The sequence below is a fragment of the Streptomyces sp. NPDC002276 genome (genome assembly GCF_053891435.1).
Genome location: NZ_JBSFCQ010000012.1, coordinates 233230 through 250048 on the forward strand (window position 1 = coordinate 233230; position 16819 = coordinate 250048).

Annotated in this window: 17 protein-coding genes; 7 read left to right on the forward strand and 10 right to left on the reverse strand. The window is 70.5% G+C overall.

Going from position 1 to position 16819, the window contains the following annotated elements; all coding sequences use genetic code 11:
* Positions 1–72: 72 nt before the first annotated feature.
* Complete coding sequence (locus ACWIHT_RS29020; RefSeq protein ID WP_456171241.1) at positions 73–309, forward strand: hypothetical protein; 237 nt, start codon at positions 73–75, stop codon at positions 307–309.
* 11 nt (positions 310–320) lie between these two features.
* Here ACWIHT_RS29020 and ACWIHT_RS29025 read toward each other — a convergent pair whose 3' ends face one another.
* The 4 genes from ACWIHT_RS29025 to otr(A) form a co-directional block, all read right to left on the reverse strand.
* The gene (locus tag ACWIHT_RS29025) at positions 321–1562 is read right to left on the reverse strand and encodes a ricin-type beta-trefoil lectin domain protein (protein ID WP_456171242.1); all 1242 of its coding nucleotides are present in this window, start codon (positions 1560–1562) and stop codon (positions 321–323) included.
* A gap of 153 nt (positions 1563–1715) precedes the next feature.
* Positions 1716–2342, reverse strand: a complete 627-nt coding sequence (locus tag ACWIHT_RS29030; RefSeq protein ID WP_456171243.1) for a VanZ family protein — start codon at positions 2340–2342, stop codon at positions 1716–1718.
* 131 nt (positions 2343–2473) lie between these two features.
* Positions 2474–3136: a DUF4230 domain-containing protein gene (locus ACWIHT_RS29035; protein ID WP_456171244.1), complete on the reverse strand. Its 663-nt coding sequence runs from the start codon at positions 3134–3136 to the stop codon at positions 2474–2476.
* 255 nt (positions 3137–3391) lie between these two features.
* Positions 3392–5251 (reverse strand): tetracycline resistance ribosomal protection protein Otr(A), encoded by a 1860-nt coding sequence (otr(A), locus tag ACWIHT_RS29040; RefSeq protein ID WP_456171245.1) that lies wholly within the window; start codon positions 5249–5251, stop codon positions 3392–3394.
* Positions 5252–5446: 195 nt separating this feature from the next.
* On the opposite strand from otr(A), the gene ACWIHT_RS29045 reads away from it, so the two are divergent.
* Positions 5447–6400 (forward strand): ribose-phosphate diphosphokinase, encoded by a 954-nt coding sequence (locus tag ACWIHT_RS29045; RefSeq protein WP_200709939.1) that lies wholly within the window; start codon positions 5447–5449, stop codon positions 6398–6400.
* A gap of 55 nt (positions 6401–6455) precedes the next feature.
* On the forward strand, positions 6456–7649 hold the full coding sequence (gene tuf, locus ACWIHT_RS29050) for an elongation factor Tu (protein WP_200709938.1): 1194 nt from the start codon (positions 6456–6458) through the stop codon (positions 7647–7649).
* On the opposite strand, the gene ACWIHT_RS29055 is transcribed toward tuf, so the two are convergent.
* Positions 7642–8079 carry an anti-sigma factor antagonist gene (locus ACWIHT_RS29055; protein ID WP_456171246.1) on the reverse strand — a complete coding sequence of 146 codons (438 nt, stop codon included), beginning with the start codon at positions 8077–8079 and terminating at the stop codon, positions 7642–7644. The genes tuf and ACWIHT_RS29055 overlap by 8 nt on opposite strands.
* Before the next feature lie 59 nt (positions 8080–8138).
* Positions 8139–8588, reverse strand: a complete 450-nt coding sequence (locus ACWIHT_RS29060) for a MarR family winged helix-turn-helix transcriptional regulator (protein ID WP_456171247.1) — start codon at positions 8586–8588, stop codon at positions 8139–8141.
* A 115-nt stretch (positions 8589–8703) separates the two neighbouring features.
* Between ACWIHT_RS29060 and ACWIHT_RS29065 the strand changes: the two genes are divergently transcribed.
* Both ACWIHT_RS29065 and ACWIHT_RS29070 read left to right on the forward strand, forming a co-directional pair.
* Positions 8704–10158, forward strand: a complete 1455-nt coding sequence (locus tag ACWIHT_RS29065; RefSeq protein ID WP_456171248.1) for an aldehyde dehydrogenase family protein — start codon at positions 8704–8706, stop codon at positions 10156–10158.
* Positions 10159–10183: 25 nt separating this feature from the next.
* A complete protein-coding gene (locus ACWIHT_RS29070) occupies positions 10184–11290 on the forward strand; it encodes an NAD(P)-dependent alcohol dehydrogenase (protein ID WP_456171249.1) in 1107 nt (368 codons plus the stop codon).
* A 31-nt stretch (positions 11291–11321) separates the two neighbouring features.
* On the opposite strand, the gene ACWIHT_RS29075 is transcribed toward ACWIHT_RS29070, so the two are convergent.
* The gene (locus tag ACWIHT_RS29075; RefSeq protein ID WP_456171250.1) at positions 11322–12272 is read right to left on the reverse strand and encodes an NADP-dependent oxidoreductase; all 951 of its coding nucleotides are present in this window, start codon (positions 12270–12272) and stop codon (positions 11322–11324) included.
* A gap of 71 nt (positions 12273–12343) precedes the next feature.
* Here ACWIHT_RS29075 and ACWIHT_RS29080 point away from each other — a divergent pair, with 71 nt between their 5' ends.
* Together ACWIHT_RS29080 and ACWIHT_RS29085 are read left to right on the forward strand one after the other, a co-directional pair.
* A complete protein-coding gene (locus tag ACWIHT_RS29080; RefSeq protein WP_456171251.1) occupies positions 12344–13291 on the forward strand; it encodes a GlxA family transcriptional regulator in 948 nt (315 codons plus the stop codon).
* 56 nt (positions 13292–13347) lie between these two features.
* Entirely contained in the window at positions 13348–14178 is an 831-nt protein-coding gene (locus tag ACWIHT_RS29085) for a hypothetical protein (RefSeq protein WP_456171252.1), read from the forward strand.
* 7 nt (positions 14179–14185) lie between these two features.
* On the opposite strand, the gene ACWIHT_RS29090 is transcribed toward ACWIHT_RS29085, so the two are convergent.
* From ACWIHT_RS29090 to ACWIHT_RS29100, 3 genes are all read right to left on the reverse strand, one after another.
* Positions 14186–14749 (reverse strand): TetR/AcrR family transcriptional regulator, encoded by a 564-nt coding sequence (locus ACWIHT_RS29090; protein WP_456171253.1) that lies wholly within the window; start codon positions 14747–14749, stop codon positions 14186–14188.
* The gene (locus ACWIHT_RS29095) at positions 14746–15108 is read right to left on the reverse strand and encodes a DUF1304 domain-containing protein (protein ID WP_355911344.1); all 363 of its coding nucleotides are present in this window, start codon (positions 15106–15108) and stop codon (positions 14746–14748) included. The genes ACWIHT_RS29090 and ACWIHT_RS29095 overlap by 4 nt, the downstream gene beginning before the upstream one ends.
* Before the next feature lie 70 nt (positions 15109–15178).
* Positions 15179–16801 (reverse strand): amidohydrolase, encoded by a 1623-nt coding sequence (locus ACWIHT_RS29100; RefSeq protein WP_456171254.1) that lies wholly within the window; start codon positions 16799–16801, stop codon positions 15179–15181.
* Positions 16802–16819: the final 18 nt, after the last annotated feature.

Consider the following 16819-nt stretch of genomic DNA (forward strand, 5'->3'; position numbering starts at 1 on the left):
CTCCCGCGAGGGGCCCCTGGCCAGGCACCTTGGACCACTCGCGACCGCGTGATGCGTTCTAGGCTCTATTGCATGACCGAAATCGCCAGCCCGCACATCTCGACCCCACGGATCATGGTGCTCAAGGTGCAGCCGGGCACCCCGCCGTTCCGCATCGTGCAGATCGACGGGGAGATGGTCTGCGAGGCCCAGGGCATCACCGACGTGCTGGAGGTCGCGGCCGTGTGCGGCATCACGGTCCGCGACCTGGACGACCCGGACGTGGTCCGCTGGGTCGGCGGGGACAAGTTCACCTGGTTGCCGCATTAGGCCTTACGGATTCAGCCGACCGTCCACTTCTGGTTGGCGCCGCCGGAGCAGGTCCAGATCTGTAGCGGGGTGCCGTTGGCCGAGTTGTTGCCGGTGACGTCCAGGCACTTGTTGGCCTGTGGGTTGACGATGTCGTTCGCCGAGCTGACGGCCCACTGCTGGGCGGCGGAGCCGTTGCAGTCGTAGAGCTGGACCTTCGTGCCGTCGGCGGTGCCGCCGGCGTTCACGTCCAGGCACTTGCCGAGCGCGCGGATCGTGGCGTCGGAGCCCACGGTCCACTGCTGGGCGGCCGAGCCGTTGCAGTCGTAGAGCTGTACGGCGGTCCCGTTGGCGGAGTTCGCGCCGTTGACGTCGGCGCACTTGCCGGCGAGGCCCTTGATCGCCACCCCGGTGGCCGTGTCGCTCGTGGTGACCGACACCGAGTCCACCACCAGCTTGGCCGGGAAGGCCGTGGCGCTGTTCGGGTCGCCCGGCCAGTCGCCGCCGACCGCGAGGTTGAGGATCAGGAAGAACGGCTTGTTGAACGCCCAGGTGTTGCCGCCCACGTCGGCGGGCGTGCGGGTCTGGTAGACGACACCGTCGACCGACCACTTGATCGAGTTGGGCGCCCAGTCGACGGCGAACGTGTGGAAGGCGTCCGCGAAGGCCGCGCCGTTCGCCAGCGTGTAGGCGGCGCCTATCCCGTTGGCGCCGGAGTAGCCGGGGCCGTGGATGGTGCCGTGGATCGTGGAGGGTTCGAAGCCGACGTTCTCCATGACGTCGATCTCACCCGAGTTGGGCCAGCCGACCGAGCCGATGTCGGTGCCGAGCATCCAGAACGCCGGCCACATGCCCTGCCCGCGCGGGATCTGCATCCGCGCCTCGACATGACCGTACTGCGCGCTGAACTTCCCGGAGGTGTTCAGCCGGGCCGAGGTGTACTGGCAAGTGCCGTACCAGCACTGGTAGTTGGCCGGGTTCTCCTTCTTGGCCGTGATCACCAGATGGCCCTGGCCGTCCAGCGCCGCGTTGTTGGTGCCGGACGTGTAGTACTCGCGCTCGTGGTTGTTGACGTTGTCGCCGGTCTCCTGCGTCCACTTCGAGGAGTTGACGGCGCTGCCGGCCGCTCCGTCGAAGGTGTCGGAGAACGTGACGGCGTCGGCCTGGGCGTCCGACGTGGAGGCCGCCCGCGCCGGACCGATCGCGGCGGACGCGACCAGTACGGCGGACAGGGCGGCGAAGAGGCATCTGCGGAGTACGCGTGGGGAGGCCACGGCATTCCCTTCTGTACGGCGGACGTGGGGACCGACACGCCGACTGAGGTGGGGGGTGAAAGCGTCGCCTCTTGATTTAAGAAGTGAGATAAGGAGAGCGTCAATACCTTGGTACGGACCAGTAGTTGAACGTTACGGGCCGGTAGGTGATCGTTACGAAGCGGCCTTCGGCGCTTTGGACGCCTTCGCTGCCTTTGACGTCCTTGCCGCCTTCACGGCCGGCTTCCGCGCGTGTACCGCCCGGCCGAGCCGGCGCCCCAGCAGGACCCAACCCACCAGCGCACCAGTGGTGTTGAGGATCACGTCGTCGATGTCGAAGGCGCGCCCGGTGATCAGCGCGCCCTGCGCGAACTCCACCAGGAGCATCACGGTCGCCGTCAGCAGCAGCACCTTCAGGATGCCGCGCGCCCGGGGCGCGAACACCGGCACCAGCACCCCGAACGGGATGCCGAGCACGATGTTCCCGCCGATCTGCTTCACGGCGTCGCGCATGGCCGGCTGGTCGAGATAGGCCTTCAGGGAGCGGCCCGGGTGCAGGTTGGTGTGCACGAGCGCCTTCGACGCGGGGGACGGCTCCAGGGTCAGCTTGGCCAGTACGACGGCGAACGCCACCATGAACACGAAGCCGAGCAGCATCGACAACAGGCGTAGCGGGAGGGGGAGTTGGTAGCGCTGGGGAGGTGCGGGCTTCGACGGGCGCGGGGCGCGGGCCGCTTTCGGCCCGGCCTCGGTCTTGGGCTCGGTCCTGGTGCGGCGCAGACGTGCGGCGGTACGGCCCATGCGTGAGGTCCTCCGGTCTTCAACTTCCCTGTGTCGTAGGGCGGTTACCCCCGAATCGGCGGAGGATGCCGTGGCGGCGGACGGAACCCGTGTACGGCGCGGGTGCCCGCACACGGGTTGCCGACGGCCGCTCAGGCCGCGTACGAGATGGTCACCGTCGTGAAGCCCAGCGAGCCGAGCAGGCCCTTGAGCATGTTGGTGGTGTTGGTCTCGGCGCGGGTGGTCAGACCGCTGGTCTTCGCCGCCTCGGCGATGTGCTTGGAGGCGAGTTTCTGCACGGCCTGCTCGCTGTTGGGGTTGTCGGAGAAGATGTCGCCCAGGCGGTCCAGCAGACCGCGCTGCTTGGACACCGTGTACGAGTGGTCCGGGTCCAGCGCCGGCTTGCCGAGCGTCGCGTGCGGCAGCGTGATGCTGGCCGACGTGCGGTCACCGTTGACCGTCACGTCCTGCTTGCCGAGCTTGCCCAGGTCGACATAGCCCTCCACGGTGCCCGCGCCGACGTACAGCGTGCGGGTGCCGCGGATCGCGGCGGGCAGGAACTTGGCGTCCTTCTCCAGGTCCACGACGACCTGGAAGTTGCCGGAGGCCGCGTCGTAACGGCTCATGTCCTGAATGGACTTGAGCAGCGCCGGACCCGAACGGTCGTGGGTCTCGGTGCCGAAGATGTCCCGCAGTCCAGGGAGCACGGCAAGCCGCAGCCCGGCGAACAGCACGGCGATGACAACGACGACGGCGGTGAGCACCTTCGCCCAGCCCGGCATGCGCCGGGGTATACGGCTGATGGAAGTCGTCATGGGGACGGCCCTCCCTTCCTCGGTATCCGCATGCCCCCCAAATGCCCGGTCAGGCCGACGCGTTGGTGGAACGGTCGGGCTGACGGGGGCACGGAGGGCGCACAGGCGTGGAAAGTCACTGTTCGGATCGCCAGAAGCCCTGGTCGACCGCGCAGACAGCATTTCCCGGCCGCCTCGCCCCATGCGTCCCGTGACCTTTCCGGATCACGGTCCGGTTCATGTTGTGACACTCGCCTCGGACGCCCCGAACACCCTTCAGCGCGACCGCAGTTCACGGTCACCGGACGGACGTGACCACCACACCCCCTCACCGCGCGTGAGCCCGGGCAGGGCCGACTCCACGTCCCGTACCCGCCGGGCCGGCAGCTCACCGGTGATCAGCCAGGAGCCGACGCCCCCGGTCGTCCCCGTGAACTCGGCGCGACAGGACGCGAGTTGCGAAGTCACCGGCGCGAGCGCGTCCTGCGGGACCTCCGTCTCGAACGCGACGTACGGCTCGTACAGCCGCGTTCCCGCCAGCCGCAGCGCCCGGCGCAGCACGATCGGCGTGAGGCCGCGGAAGTCCCCGGCCGTGCTGAGCGGACCGACGAAACCGGACCGGGTGAGGGTGACCCGGTAGTCCGTCACGGGTGCGCCGTGCAGTCCGCCGAGCAGGGTCGCGTGGACCGTGTCCTCGACGGCCTGGTGGAACGCGCGGGGGAGCGCGCCCAGTTGGGTCTCGTACGCGAAGATCCCGCCGGAGCCGCGCGGTCCCGGTTCGACGCGCAGCCCGATCGTCGCCCAGTAGCGGGTGCCGTCGTGCCACGGCAGTTCGTCGCAGGCCTCGCCGGTCCCGGCCGGGCGTTCCAGGAACCGCACCCGGCTCGGCTCGAAGTCGGCCTCGACGCCGAAGTCCTGGACCAGGGTGGCCGCCAGGACCTCCTTCTGGACCTCGCCGTACAGGAGCAGCACGGTCGCCCCGGAGGCGGCGGGCCGCGCGTGCAGCAGCGGGTCCTGGTCGGCCAGTGTCAGCAGTGCCGAACGCAGCGCCGCCGCCTGTTCGGGACACCGGGCCCGTACGACGGTCTCCAGGGTCGGCGGCGCGAACTGCGGTGCCCGCTCGGTGAGTTCGCCGAGCCGGTCGCCGACCCGGATGTCCTTCGGGCCGGTCAGCGCGCCGATGTTCCCGGCCGTGAGCGGTCCGGGCCGGCCGATCACATCGAGCCGCGTGACCCGCCCGGAGACCTCGACGGCCCGCCCGTCCGCTCCCTGCCGACGGAACGTGAGCCGCTGCTGCGGGGCCACCTCACCGTCGTAGAGCCGCAGATACGCCGTCCGTTCGCGGCCGGGACCGGGGCGTACCGCGAACACCGTGCCGCGAGGGGGGCCCGAACCGGCCGCCGCGGGCGGGATCAACTGGACCAGTCGTGCGACGAGTTCGGGGATTCCCTGGCCGCCGAGGGCCGAGCCGAACAGGAGCGGGTGGATCGAGCCGTCGGCGGTGCGGGTGGCGAGGGCCTTGCTCAGGTCGTCCGGTGTGGGGTGCGGGCCGTCGACGACGGCCGAGAGGACGGACGGGTCGACGTCGGCCAGGGCTTCGGCCAGGTCCGGGTCGCCGGGCGGGCGGGGCAGCACTCGGGCGCCGGGGGTGCCGAGGCCCGTCACGTCCGTCAGCGGTACGACGTGCGGGGTCAGCCGGCGTCGGATGTCCGCCAGGAGGTCGTCGGAGCGGGCGCCCGCGCGGTCGATCTTGTTGACGAAGACCAGCGTGGGCAGCCGTAGCCGCCGCAGGGTCCGCAGCAGGACGCGGGTCCGCGCCTGGACGCCCTCCACGGCGGACAGCAGCAGTACCGCGCCGTCGAGGACTTCCAGGGCGCGCTCGACCTCGGCGACGAAGTCCGCGTGACCGGGGGTGTCGATCAGGTTGATCTGGGTGTCGCCGACGGTGAAGGCGGCGACGGCCGAGCGGATGGTGATCCCGCGCTGTCGCTCGATCGCGCCGTCGTCCGTACGGGTGTCACCCGAGTCGACGCTGCCGAGCCGGTCGGTCGCGCCGTGGTCGAACAGCAGCCGCTCGGTGAGGCTGGTCTTACCGGCGTCGACGTGGGCCAGAATTCCGATGTTCAGGGTGTGCATGCGTGGTCGAGTCCTCAAGAACCGTCGTCCAGTGGGAAGGGCGGTGGATTCCGAGGAGTCGGCGCATGTGAGGGTTCCTGACGGGAGAGGGCACGGACGCGGCCATCATGGCGCCCCCGGCCGGTGGGTCCGCAACCTGTTTTCGGTGTCAGTAGCATGAGGCACGGCCGGGAATGATCATGCGAGGAGCAGATCGTGCGAGACATCGCCGTGTTCAGCGGGAGTGCCCACCCCGAGTTGGCGAAGGAGGTCTGCGCGCATCTCGGTGTACCGCTCAGCCCGACCCGGGTCAGCCGGTTCGCCAACGACTGCCTGGAGGTACAGCTCCAGGCCAACTGCCGGGAACGGGACGTCTTCCTGATCCAGCCGCTCGTCAAACCGGTTCAGGAGAACCTGGTGGAGCTGCTGTTGATGTGCGACGCGGCGCGCGGCGCGTCCGCCGGGCGGATCACCGTCGTCATGCCGCACTACTCCTACGCCCGCTCCGACAAGAAGGACGCCCCGCGCATCTCGCTCGGCGGACGGCTGGTCGCCGACCTGATGGTGGCGGCGGGCGCGAGCCGGGTCCTGGCGATGACCCTGCACTCGCCGCAGGTGCACGGCTTCTTCTCGGTGCCGGTCGACCATCTGCACGCGCTGCGCGAACTCGCCGCGCACTTCCGGCAGTACGACCTCTCGCGCACCACCGTCGTCTCCCCGGACCTCGGCAACGCCAAGGAGGCCGCCGCGTTCGCCCGGCTGATCGGCGCCCAGGTGGCGGCCGGTGCCAAGCAGCGCTACGCGGACGACCGGGTCGTCATCAGCTCCGTCATCGGTGACATCGCGGGCCGGGACGTCATCGTCCTGGACGACGAGATCGCCAAGGGCAGCACGGTGCTCGAACTCCTCGACCGGCTGCGGGAGTTGGGACCGCGATCGATCCGAGTCGCTTGTACGCACGGCCTGTTCGCGGCGGGCGCGCTCAAGCGGATCGGGGAGCAGCCCGACGTACTGGAGATCGTCTGCACCAACACGGTCCCGGTCCCCGAGGAGGAGCGCACCGAGAAACTGCGCATCCTCTCCATCGCCCCGGCGCTCGCCGAGGCCGTGCGCCGCATTCACAACGGCGAGTCCGTCAGCGCCCTGTTCGACGCGCCGCCGAACGAATAGACATGAGGGGACGGAGCAACGCTCGGCAGCACCGAGGTGATCAGGAGGACTCGCCGTGGCGAAGGCGAAGTTCCAGCGGACGAAACCCCATGTGAACGTCGGCACCATCGGTCACATCGACCACGGCAAGACCACGCTCACGGCGGCCATCACGAAAGTGCTCCACGACCGGTTCCCCGACCTCAACCCCTTCACGCCGTTCGACCAGATCGACAAGGCGCCCGAGGAACGGCAGCGCGGCATCACCATCTCGATCGCCCATGTCGAGTACCAGACCGAACGACGGCACTACGCGCACGTCGACTGCCCCGGCCACGCCGACTACATCAAGAACATGATCACCGGCGCCGCCCAGATGGACGGCGCGATCCTGGTCGTCGCGGCCACCGACGGGCCCATGCCGCAGACCAAGGAACATGTGCTGCTGGCCCGGCAGGTCGGCGTGCCGTACATCGTCGTCGCCCTCAACAAGACGGACATGGTCGACGACGAGGAGATCCTGGAACTGGTCGAGCTGGAGGTGCGGGAGCTGCTCACCGAGTACGAGTTCCCCGGCGACGACCTCCCGGTGGTCAAGGTGTCCGCGCTCAAGGCCCTCGAAGGGGACCCGGAGTGGACCGCCTCCGTGCTCGAACTCCTCGACGCCGTGGACGAGTTCGTGCCCCAGCCGGTACGGGACGTGGACCGGCCGTTCCTGCTGCCGATCGAGGACGTCTTCACCATCACCGGGCGCGGCACGGTCGTCACCGGCCGGATCGAGCGCGGGGTGCTGAAGGTGAACAACGAAGTGGAGATCATCGGCATCCACGAGCAGAAGACGAAGACGACCGTCACCGGCATCGAGATGTTCCGCAAACTCCTCGACGAGGGCCGGGCGGGCGAGAACGTCGGACTGCTGCTGCGCGGGGTCAAGCGCGAGGACGTGGAGCGCGGCCAGGTCGTCATCAAGCCCGGATCGGTCACCCCGCACGTGGAGTTCGAGGCCCGCGCCTACATCCTCTCCAAGGACGAGGGCGGCCGGCACACGCCCTTCTTCCACAACTACCGCCCGCAGTTCTACTTCCGCACGACGGACGTGACGGGTGTGGTGACCCTGCCGAAGGGCACCGAGATGGTCATGCCGGGCGACAACACGACCATGCACGTCGAGCTGATCCAGCCCATCGCGATGGAGGAGGGGCTGAAGTTCGCGATCCGCGAGGGCGGCCGGACCGTGGGCGCCGGTCAGGTCACCAAGATCCTCAGGTAGGCGTGGTCTCCGTCTGTTCCAGGGCCGCGTCCAGCGTGGGACGGGGCGGCAGCAGCTGCGCGAGTCCGGTGATCCGGAGGATGCGCAGGGTCAGCGGATGGGTGCAGACGAGGTGCAGCCTGCCGCCCTGGTCGAGCACCCGAAGGCGGGCACGGAAGAGCAGGCGGAGACCCGAGCAGTCGAAGAACTCGACATGCCGCAGGTCCAGCACGATCCGTGCGCCCGGCCTGCCGGTCACCCGGTCCAGATACGGGATGATCTCCACCGCCGCGGCGATGTCGATCTCGCCGCGTAACTCCAGCACCGTGAACCCCCGGTCCTGGTGGATGCGCAGATGCCGGGTGAGCGGCGTGGGTTCCTGCTGCACGACCACATCACCTCCAACAGTCCCCGCCCTGCAAGTTACCCTCGATGGAGTGAATTTGAGCATGTTCGATTGACATATGTCTTCGAATCGAGCCAGACCTTTCTGAGATGTTCCAGCCAGCACTACGACAGCGCGTGCCAGGCCTTGGAAAGTGCCTGGCGGAACTGCTCGCTCTGGTGCGCCGTGAGCTCGCGCACCATCCGCTCCTCCAGCGCCCGCACCGGCCCGGCGCAGCCCGCCAGCAGCTCGCGCCCCTCGCCGGTCAGCAGGATCAGCAGCTCGCGCCGGTTGCGCGGATTGCGCTCGCGGCGGATCAGCCCGCGCCCCTCCAGTGAGCGGACTAGATCGGCGATGGACTGCGCGGTGACGAAGGAGTCCCGGGCCAGCTGCGCCGCCGACAGGCCGTCGTGTCGCTCCAGAACCGTGAGCGCGGTGTACTGGAGTGCGGTGACGCCATAGGGCCTGACCAGCTCGTCCAGGCGTGAGCGGACGACCAGCTCCACCTGCTTGACCATGTACAGCAGGGACGGGAGTGTCTTCGTCGCTTGGGCGCCAACCAGGGATTCAGCCATGGATTCACCCTAGAGCATTGACAGGAAACCTGTCTGTAATGAGACTGCGGACCAGACGAGCAATCAACAGGAATCCTGTTGGTTGAAATCTTGGCAACGATGCTGAGGAGTGGCGATGACCGCCTTCGAGATCGAACCCGGCCGCCTGTTCGTCGGGGGGCAGTGGCGCGAGGCCGCCGACGGAGCGCGCACCGAGGTGGTCGACCCGTCCCGGGGCCGGGTCGTCACCACCGTCGCCGAGGCGGGCCCCGCCGACGTCGACGCGGCCGTCCGCGCCGCCCGCGAGGCCTTCGACAGCGGCCGCTGGTCCGGCCTCAGCGGTCGTGAACGCGGCCGGATCCTGCACCGCGTCGCCGAACTCATCCGCGAGAACGCCGACGAACTCGCCCACCTGGAAAGCCTCGACGTAGGCAAGCCCATCACTCTGTGCCACGCCGTCGACGTCACCAACGCGGCCAACGACTACGAGCACTACGCCGCCCTGGCGTTCTCCCTGGACGGCTCGACCCGCGACACCCCGCTCAACGCCCTCGCCTACACCAAGCGCGAGCCGCTGGGCGTGGTCGCCGCGATCACCCCCTTCAACTTCCCCCTGATCCTTGCCGGTTCGAAGCTCGCTCCCGCCCTCGCGGCCGGCAACACCGTGGTCCACAAGCCCGCCGACGAGACCCCGCTCAGCGCCCTCTACATGGCCGGACTGCTCCAGCGCGCGGGCGTCCCGGACGGCGTCGTCAACGTCGTCACCGGCACCGGACCGGTCGCCGGAGAGGCCCTGCTGCGGCACGCGGGGGTCGACAAGATCGCCTTCACCGGCTCCACCGCCGTCGGACGCCATGCCGCGAGCATCGCGGGCGAGAACCTCAAGCCCGTCACCATGGAACTCGGCGGCAACGCGGCCCACCTCGTCTTCGAGGACGCCGACCTGGAGAAGGCCGTCGGCGCGGTCATCAAGGGCTTCGTCTTCAACACCGGCCAGTTCTGCATGGGCGGCCCCCGCCTCCTGGTCGCCCGCCCCGTCTACAGCACCCTCCTCAACATCCTCGCCGACGCCGTCCCCGGCGTACCGCTCGGCGACCCCCGGCTGCCCGAGACCGTCGTCGGCCCGATGGCGGGGGAGAGGCATCTGCGGAAGGTCGAGGAGTACGTCGACCTCGCCCGCAAGGAGGGCGCCCGCATCGTCTGCGGCGGCGAACGCCTCGACCTGGACGGCGGCTACTACTACAAGCCCACCGTCATCGCCGACCTCGCCAACGACTCCCGGGTGATCCAGGAGGAGATCTTCGGCCCGGTCCTCACCGTGCAGCCCTTCGACACCGAGGACGAGGCCGTCGAACTCGCCAACTCCACACCCTACGGCCTGGCTTCGGGCGTCCAGACCGGCAACCTCGCCCGCGCCCACCGCATCGCGGACCGGCTCCAGGCGGGCATCGTCTGGGTCAACGACTGGGCGATGCTCGACCCCAACGTCCCCTTCGGCGGCGTCAAGGACTCCGGCTTCGGCCGCGAGTACGGCCCCGAGGGCCTCGCCGCCTACACCCGGACCAAGTCCGTCGTCGTCTCGCTCGACTGACCACGCCCACCAAGGAGTTCGTACGATGTCCACCACCACGCGCGCGGCCGTCGTCGAGTCGGGCGGCGCACCCTTCACGCTTGCCGACGTCGAACTGGCCGAGCCGGGCCCGCACGAGGCGCTCGTCCGGGTCGTCGCAACCGGCCTGTGCCACACCGACCTTGGAGTGGCGAGCGGCGGACTGCCCTTCCCGCTCCCCGGAGTTCTCGGTCACGAGGGCGCCGGTGTCGTCGAGGAGGTCGGCTCCGCCGTCACCGGAGTCGCACCCGGCGACCATGTCGTGCTGTCCTTCACGTCCTGCGGAGACTGCCGCAACTGCCGGGGCGGACACCCCGCCTACTGCGCGACCTGGCTGCCGCTGAACCTCATCGGCGGTCGCCGCGCCGACGGCAGCAGCACCATCAGCCGCGACGGGCAGCCCCTCGGTGGACACTTCTTCGGTCAATCCTCGTTCGCGGAGCGGGCGTTGGTCGACGAGCGCAGCCTCGTGAAGGTCGACCCGGACGTGCCGCTGGAGTCGATCGCCCCACTGGGGTGCGGAGTCCAGACGGGGGTCGGTGCCGTCTGGAACGTCCTCAAGCCCCGGCTCGGCGACACGGTCGTGGTGCTCGGCGCCGGGGCCGTGGGCCTGTCGGCGGTGATGGCGGCGGCGCTGACGCCCGCGTCCCGCATCATCGCCGTCGACAGGATCGCCGAACGCCTCCTGCTGGCAAAGGAGTTGGGCGCCACCCACACCGTCAACGCCGGGGAGGCCGATCTCGGGGAGACCCTTGCCGTACTGACGGACGGACACGGCGCCGACGGCGTCGTCGAGTCCACCGGCAGTGTCGCCGTCCTCCGCCAGGGCGCCGACGCGCTCGCCGCCCGGGGCACCCTGGTCGTCGTCGGGGCACCGCCGTTCGGCAGTGAAGTCGCCCTGGACGTCAACGGGTTGATCCCCGGGAGGCGGATCGAGGGCCTCACCCTCGGCGACAGCGAGACGCGGAGCTTCATCCCCGCCCTCGTACGGCTGGTGAAGGAGGGACGGCTCCCGCTGCACCGCCTGATCACGACCTATCCGTTCGCGGACATCGACCAGGCGGTGCGGGACATGAACGAGGGCAAGGCCATCAAGCCCGTGCTCACGTTCTGACGCATCGGCCCCTGCTCAGCTTCCGACCCGGTCAGTCGACCGTCAGCACCAGCTTGCCCGCGGTGCGGCCGGTGGCGCCGAGCGCGTGTGCCTCGGCGGCACCGGCCAGCGGGAACGTCCCGGCGATCGTCGCGCGCAGCTCGCCCGCCTCGACGAGTTCCGCGATCGCCTCCATGTCGGCGCGGTCGGCGTCGACGAGCATCCGGACCGCCCGTACACCGAGCCGCTCGGCCTCCTCGTAGAAGTCGTCCTTGCCGATCGGAATGATCGACACCACGACCCCGCCCGGCCGCAGCACCCGCAGCGACTTGAGTCCTGTCTCGCCGCCGATCGTGTCCAGGACCACGTCGACGTCCTTGACGGCCTCGGCGAAGTCGGTCTCCCGGTAGTCGATCGCCTCGTCCACGCCCAGCTCGCGCAGGAAGTCGTGCTTGCCCGCGCTCGCCGTGCCGATCACATACGCGCCGCGCGCCTTGGCGATCTGCACGGCCACGTGCCCGACCCCGCCGGCCGCCGCGTGGACCAGCACCCGCTGACCCGGCCTGACGTCCGCGTTCTCCACCAGGGCCTGCCACGCGGTCAGCGCGACCAGGGGCAGCGCACCCGCCTGGACGTGGTCGATCGCGGCCGGCTTGTGGACGAAGGCGCGGGCCGGGGCGGCGACGTACTCGGCGTGGGAGCCGTGGCCCCACGGGTAGGACAGCATCCCGAAGACCTCGTCGCCGGGCTGGAACCGGGCGACGCCCACACCGACGGCCTCGACGACGCCGGAGACGTCCCAGCCCAGGACGAAGGGCGGCTCGCCGAGGAATCCGCCGGTCTTCCGGTGCTTCCAGTCGGTGGGGTTGAGCCCGGCGGCCCGCACCCGGATCAGGATCTCGTTGGCGCGCGGCGCGGGCCGCTCGACCTCGACCACTTCGAGGACCTCGGGACCGCCGAGGACGTGCTGACTGACGGCTCGCATCGTGTTCACAGTGCTCATGGTCAACCAGCCTGCCGGGAGCCGCCCGACAAGAAAATGGCACGATGGCCAACCTTCGATAGAATCGTGCCATGCAGCATGTGGAACGGGTCGTGGTCCTGGCGCTCGACGGCGTCTACCCCTTCGAGCTGGGCATCCCCAGCCGTATCTTCGGCGCTGCCGACGGCCGCTACGAGGTGCTGACCTGCACGGTCGACGGCCGTCCGGTGCGCACCAACGCCGACTTCTCGGTCGCGGTGGAGCACGGGCCTGAGATCCTCGAAACGGCGGACACGGTCGTGGTCGCCTCCATGGCCACCCCGCGCATCCCCGAGGGCCTGCCCGCCGAGATCGCCGCCGCCCTCGCCCGGATCCGTCCCGACGCACGCATCGTCTCGATCTGCACGGCCGCCTTCGTGCTCGCCGCCGCCGGTCTCCTCGACGGCCGCCGCGCGACCACCCACTGGCAGGTCGTGGACCGCTTCCGGGCCCTGTATCCGCGGGTCGAACTGGACCCCGACGTGCTCTTCGTCCACGACGGCCGGATCCTCACCTCCGCGGGCGCGGCCTCCGGAGTCGACATCTGCCTGCACATCGTGCGTACGGACCACGGCAGCGAACTCGCCAACACGGTCGCCCGCCGCTGTGTCGTCCCGCCGTTCCGTGACGGCGGCCAGGCCCAGTACATCCAGCAGCCGGTCCCGGACTCCGGCGCCACCAGCACGGCCGCCACCCGCGACTGGGCCCTCGGCCACCTCGACGAACCCCTCGCCCTGAACGACCTGGCCCGCCACGCCGGCATGAGCCTGCGCACCTTCGCCCGCCGCTTCAACGACGAGGTCGGCCTCAGCCCCGGCCGCTGGCTGATCCAGCAGCGCGTCGCCCGCGCCCGCGACCTGCTGGAGGCCAGCGACCTGTCGGTCGACCAGATCGCGGGCCGCGTCGGCTTCGCGACCGGCGCCTCCCTGCGCCAGCATCTGCACGCGGCGATCGGGGTCTCCCCGCAGGCCTACCGGCGGACGTTCCAGGAAGCCCGCTGAACCCGAACGTTTCGGCCCGCCCCCGCGTCGTAGGAACGACACACGAGGGGGAGCGCATGCGCAGAGGGCTCACGGCGGTCGCCGTGCTGGCGGCCGTGACGGCCGTGGGGTGCGGTGACGACGGGGACGGGAAGAACGTCGTGGTCGCGGGCACCCCGCCTGCCACGCCCTACGGCGGACCGCTCTACGTACCTGCCACCGGCACCGACAAGTCGGGTGCCGCGGGACGGGCGCTGGAGTGCGAAGGGACGATGTACGAGGGCGGAGGCGCCGACGCCTGGAGCGAGGGCGACGGCGGCCGGACCCCCGAGGGCGGTCTGCGGGCCTACTTCGACATCGAGCAGCCGGAAGTGCCGCGCACGGGGTACCGGGTCGAGCGCGAGTCGGACGGGCGCGTGCTGTTCTCCTACGACGTCGACGGCCGCACGAAGGTCGCCGTCGTCGTCGCCAAGGACCGTAAGAACAGGCCGGGTTGGGGCCCGGAGTCCAGCGCCTCCTGCGATCCGGCCGAATTCCCGGCGGGCTTCGCGGAGGCGCACGGATACGAGATCTGGACCGACAAGGACGGCCGTCGCGTGGCGACCACGGTGGTGAGGAGCTCGGCCGGGGCCGCGCACTGCGACTGGCAGACGGCGCACTTCCTACAGACCGGTCGGAGAGCGGACGGCGTGACGTATGTCCGTGATCCCGAAGGGCTGTTCTCGACGGACACGCTCTCGGCCCCCTACGACGGCGACGTCCGCCTGCCCGAGGGGGCGCGCGACACCGGATACCGGTTCCACGACTGGCAGTTGTGGTTCACTCCGGACCGGTCGACGGCGTACATCCGTACCTCCGACGGCGTGGAGGCCTGGCCCTCGGCACCGTCCGGCATCGCCTGTCAGTGAGCCGCCGTCACCGGCTCATGTGCAGGGCGACCAGCAACTGCCATACCTGGTCGGCGATTTCCTCCGGCGTGCCCGCCAACAGCCCGTGCAGCCAGTCGGCCAGCACCCCGCCGAAGGTCCCGGCGACCGCCGAGGCGACCAGCGGGGCGTCCGCCGCGCCCGCGAGTTCGCGCTCGCGGAGGCTGTAGGCGCGCAGGTCCCGGTGCAGGACACGGCCCAGTGGACCGCCGCCGCCCGGGCTCAACAGGCCGCGGTACAGGGCCGCGTGGGGGAGCAGACCGGCGAAGAACTCCGGCAGCGCGGGCGGCGCGTGCACCGGGTCGGGCCGCCCGCGCCAGGCGTGCAGCGCCTCCACCGCGTCCCGTACGACGTCCGCGCAGGCGTCGACCGCGAGCGCCTCCAGACCGTCGTAGTGGACGTAGAAGGTGGCCCGGCCGACCCCGGCCCGGCGCGCCAGGGCGGCGACGCCGACCTCCTCCAGGGGGTGCTCGGCGCACTCGTCGAGGAGCGCCTGGCGCAGCCGTGCCCGGGTGCGGGCGGCCCGCGGGTCCTCGGGCTCGGCGCGGGTCACCGGGCGATCAGTACGGCGGCCAGGGCCAGCGCGCCGGGCAGCGCCTGCGCGAACAGGATGCGCCGGTTCGCCGTCACCGCGCCGTAAACGCCCGCGACCACGACACAGCTCAGGAAGAACACCTGGGCGCGGAAGCCGGTCGGGTCGGCGGCGATCAGGCCCCAGATCAGACCCGCGGCGAGAAAGCCGTTGTACAGCCCCTGGTTGGCGGCCATGGGTGCGGTGGCTCTGGCCATCTCGGGGTCGAAGCCGTGCAGGCCGCGCCCGGGCTTCTTCTGCCACAGGAACATCTCCAGCACCAGGATGTACAGATGCAGCGCGGCCACCAGGCCCACCAGCACGTTCGCGAGCGTTTCCACGATCAGCCGACCCCTCGTCGTCTTGGACAGGTGTCCACTATAGCTGGACACCTGTCCACCAACGACCGCTTCAGGCCGCGTACACCTCCGCCCCGCCCACATAGGTGAGCGCCACCCGCGTCTCCGCGATCTCCTCCGGCGGAGCGGCGAACGGATCGCGGTCCAGGACCACCAGATCCGCCAGCGCGCCCGCTGCCACCCGACCGGTGTCGTCGAGATGGTTCGCGTACGCCGAACCAGCGGTGTACGCCGTGAGCGCCTCCGCGAGCCCGAGCCGTTCGCCCGGCAGGAACACGGACTCGGAGCCCCCGGGGTGGACCCGGTTGACCGCGACATGGATGCCCAGCAGCGGATCGGGACTGCTCACCGGCCAGTCGCTGCCCGCCGCGAGGGTGGCCCCGGACCTCAGCAGCGCCCCGAACGGGTACTGCCACAAGGCCCGTTCGGGCCCGAGGAACGGAATCGTCAGCTCGTCCATCTGCGGTTCGTGCGCCGCCCACAGCGGCTGGATGTTCGCGACCGCGCCGAGCCGCGCGAACCGCGCCACGTCGTCCGGGTGCACCACCTGAAGGTGCGCCAGATGCGGCCGGGTGTCACTCGGCCCGTTCGCCTCCCGCGCCGCCTCGACCGCGTCCAGCGCGTTCCGTACGGCCCGGTCGCCCAGCGCGTGGAAATGGCACTGGAACCCGAGCGCGTCCAACTCGACGACGTACTTGGGCAGTTGCTCCGGGTCGATGAAGCTGGTGCCCCGATTGCCCGTGGCGCAGCCGCACTTGTCGAGGTACGGGTCGAGCAGTGCGGCGGTTCCGGTCTCGGCGACCCCGTCCAGCATCAGCTTCACACTGTCCGCCCGGAACCGGCCGTGGCTCAACGCGGCCCGCCGCTCGACGAGTTCGGGGATCTGCTCGGCCCCGCGCTCCCGGTCCCACCACAGCGCGCCGACCACCCGCGCGGTGAGCGAGCCGTCGCGGGCGGCCGTCAGATACGCGTCCGACGGATCGTCCATCCCCGCGAACTTCCCGACGATCGCGTCCTGCCAGGCCGTGATGCCGAGCGCGTGCAGATGCCGCTGGGCGTGCAGCAGCGCGGCCAGCCGGACGGCGGGTGTGGTCGGTGGCGTGAGCCTGCCGACGAGCTGCATCGCCCCTTCTTGGAGCGTTCCAGCAGGCTCGCCCGACGCGTCCCGCTCGATCCGCCCGTCCGCCGGATCGGGCGTGTCCCGCGTGATGCCCGCCAGCTCCAGGGCGCGGCTGTTGACCCACGCGCCGTGATGGTCCCGGTTGGGCAGATACACCGGCCGGTCCGGTACGACCGAGTCCAGCAGCTCCCTCGTCGGCGTGCCGCCCTCGAACGCCTCCATCGACCATCCGCCCCCGGTGATCCACTCCCGCTCGGGATGCGCGTCCGCGTAGGCACGCACGGCGGCCAGCGTGTCCGCCGCCGTCCTCGTCCCCGTCAGATCGCACTGGGTCAGCTCAAGCCCCGCCGGCACCGGATGCACATGCGCGTCCTGGAACCCGGGCAGCAGCAACCGCCCCGCCAGATCGACGACTTGAGTGCCAGGACCGGCGAGCTCGTGCACCTCGGCATGGCCTACGGCCGTGACGCGGTCGCCGGTGACGGCCACGGCGGTCGCCGTGCGGCCCTCGGGGGTGAGGACATGGCCGTTGGTGAAGAGGAGGTCTGCGTGCATGGTCCGTTTCCTTGCGGG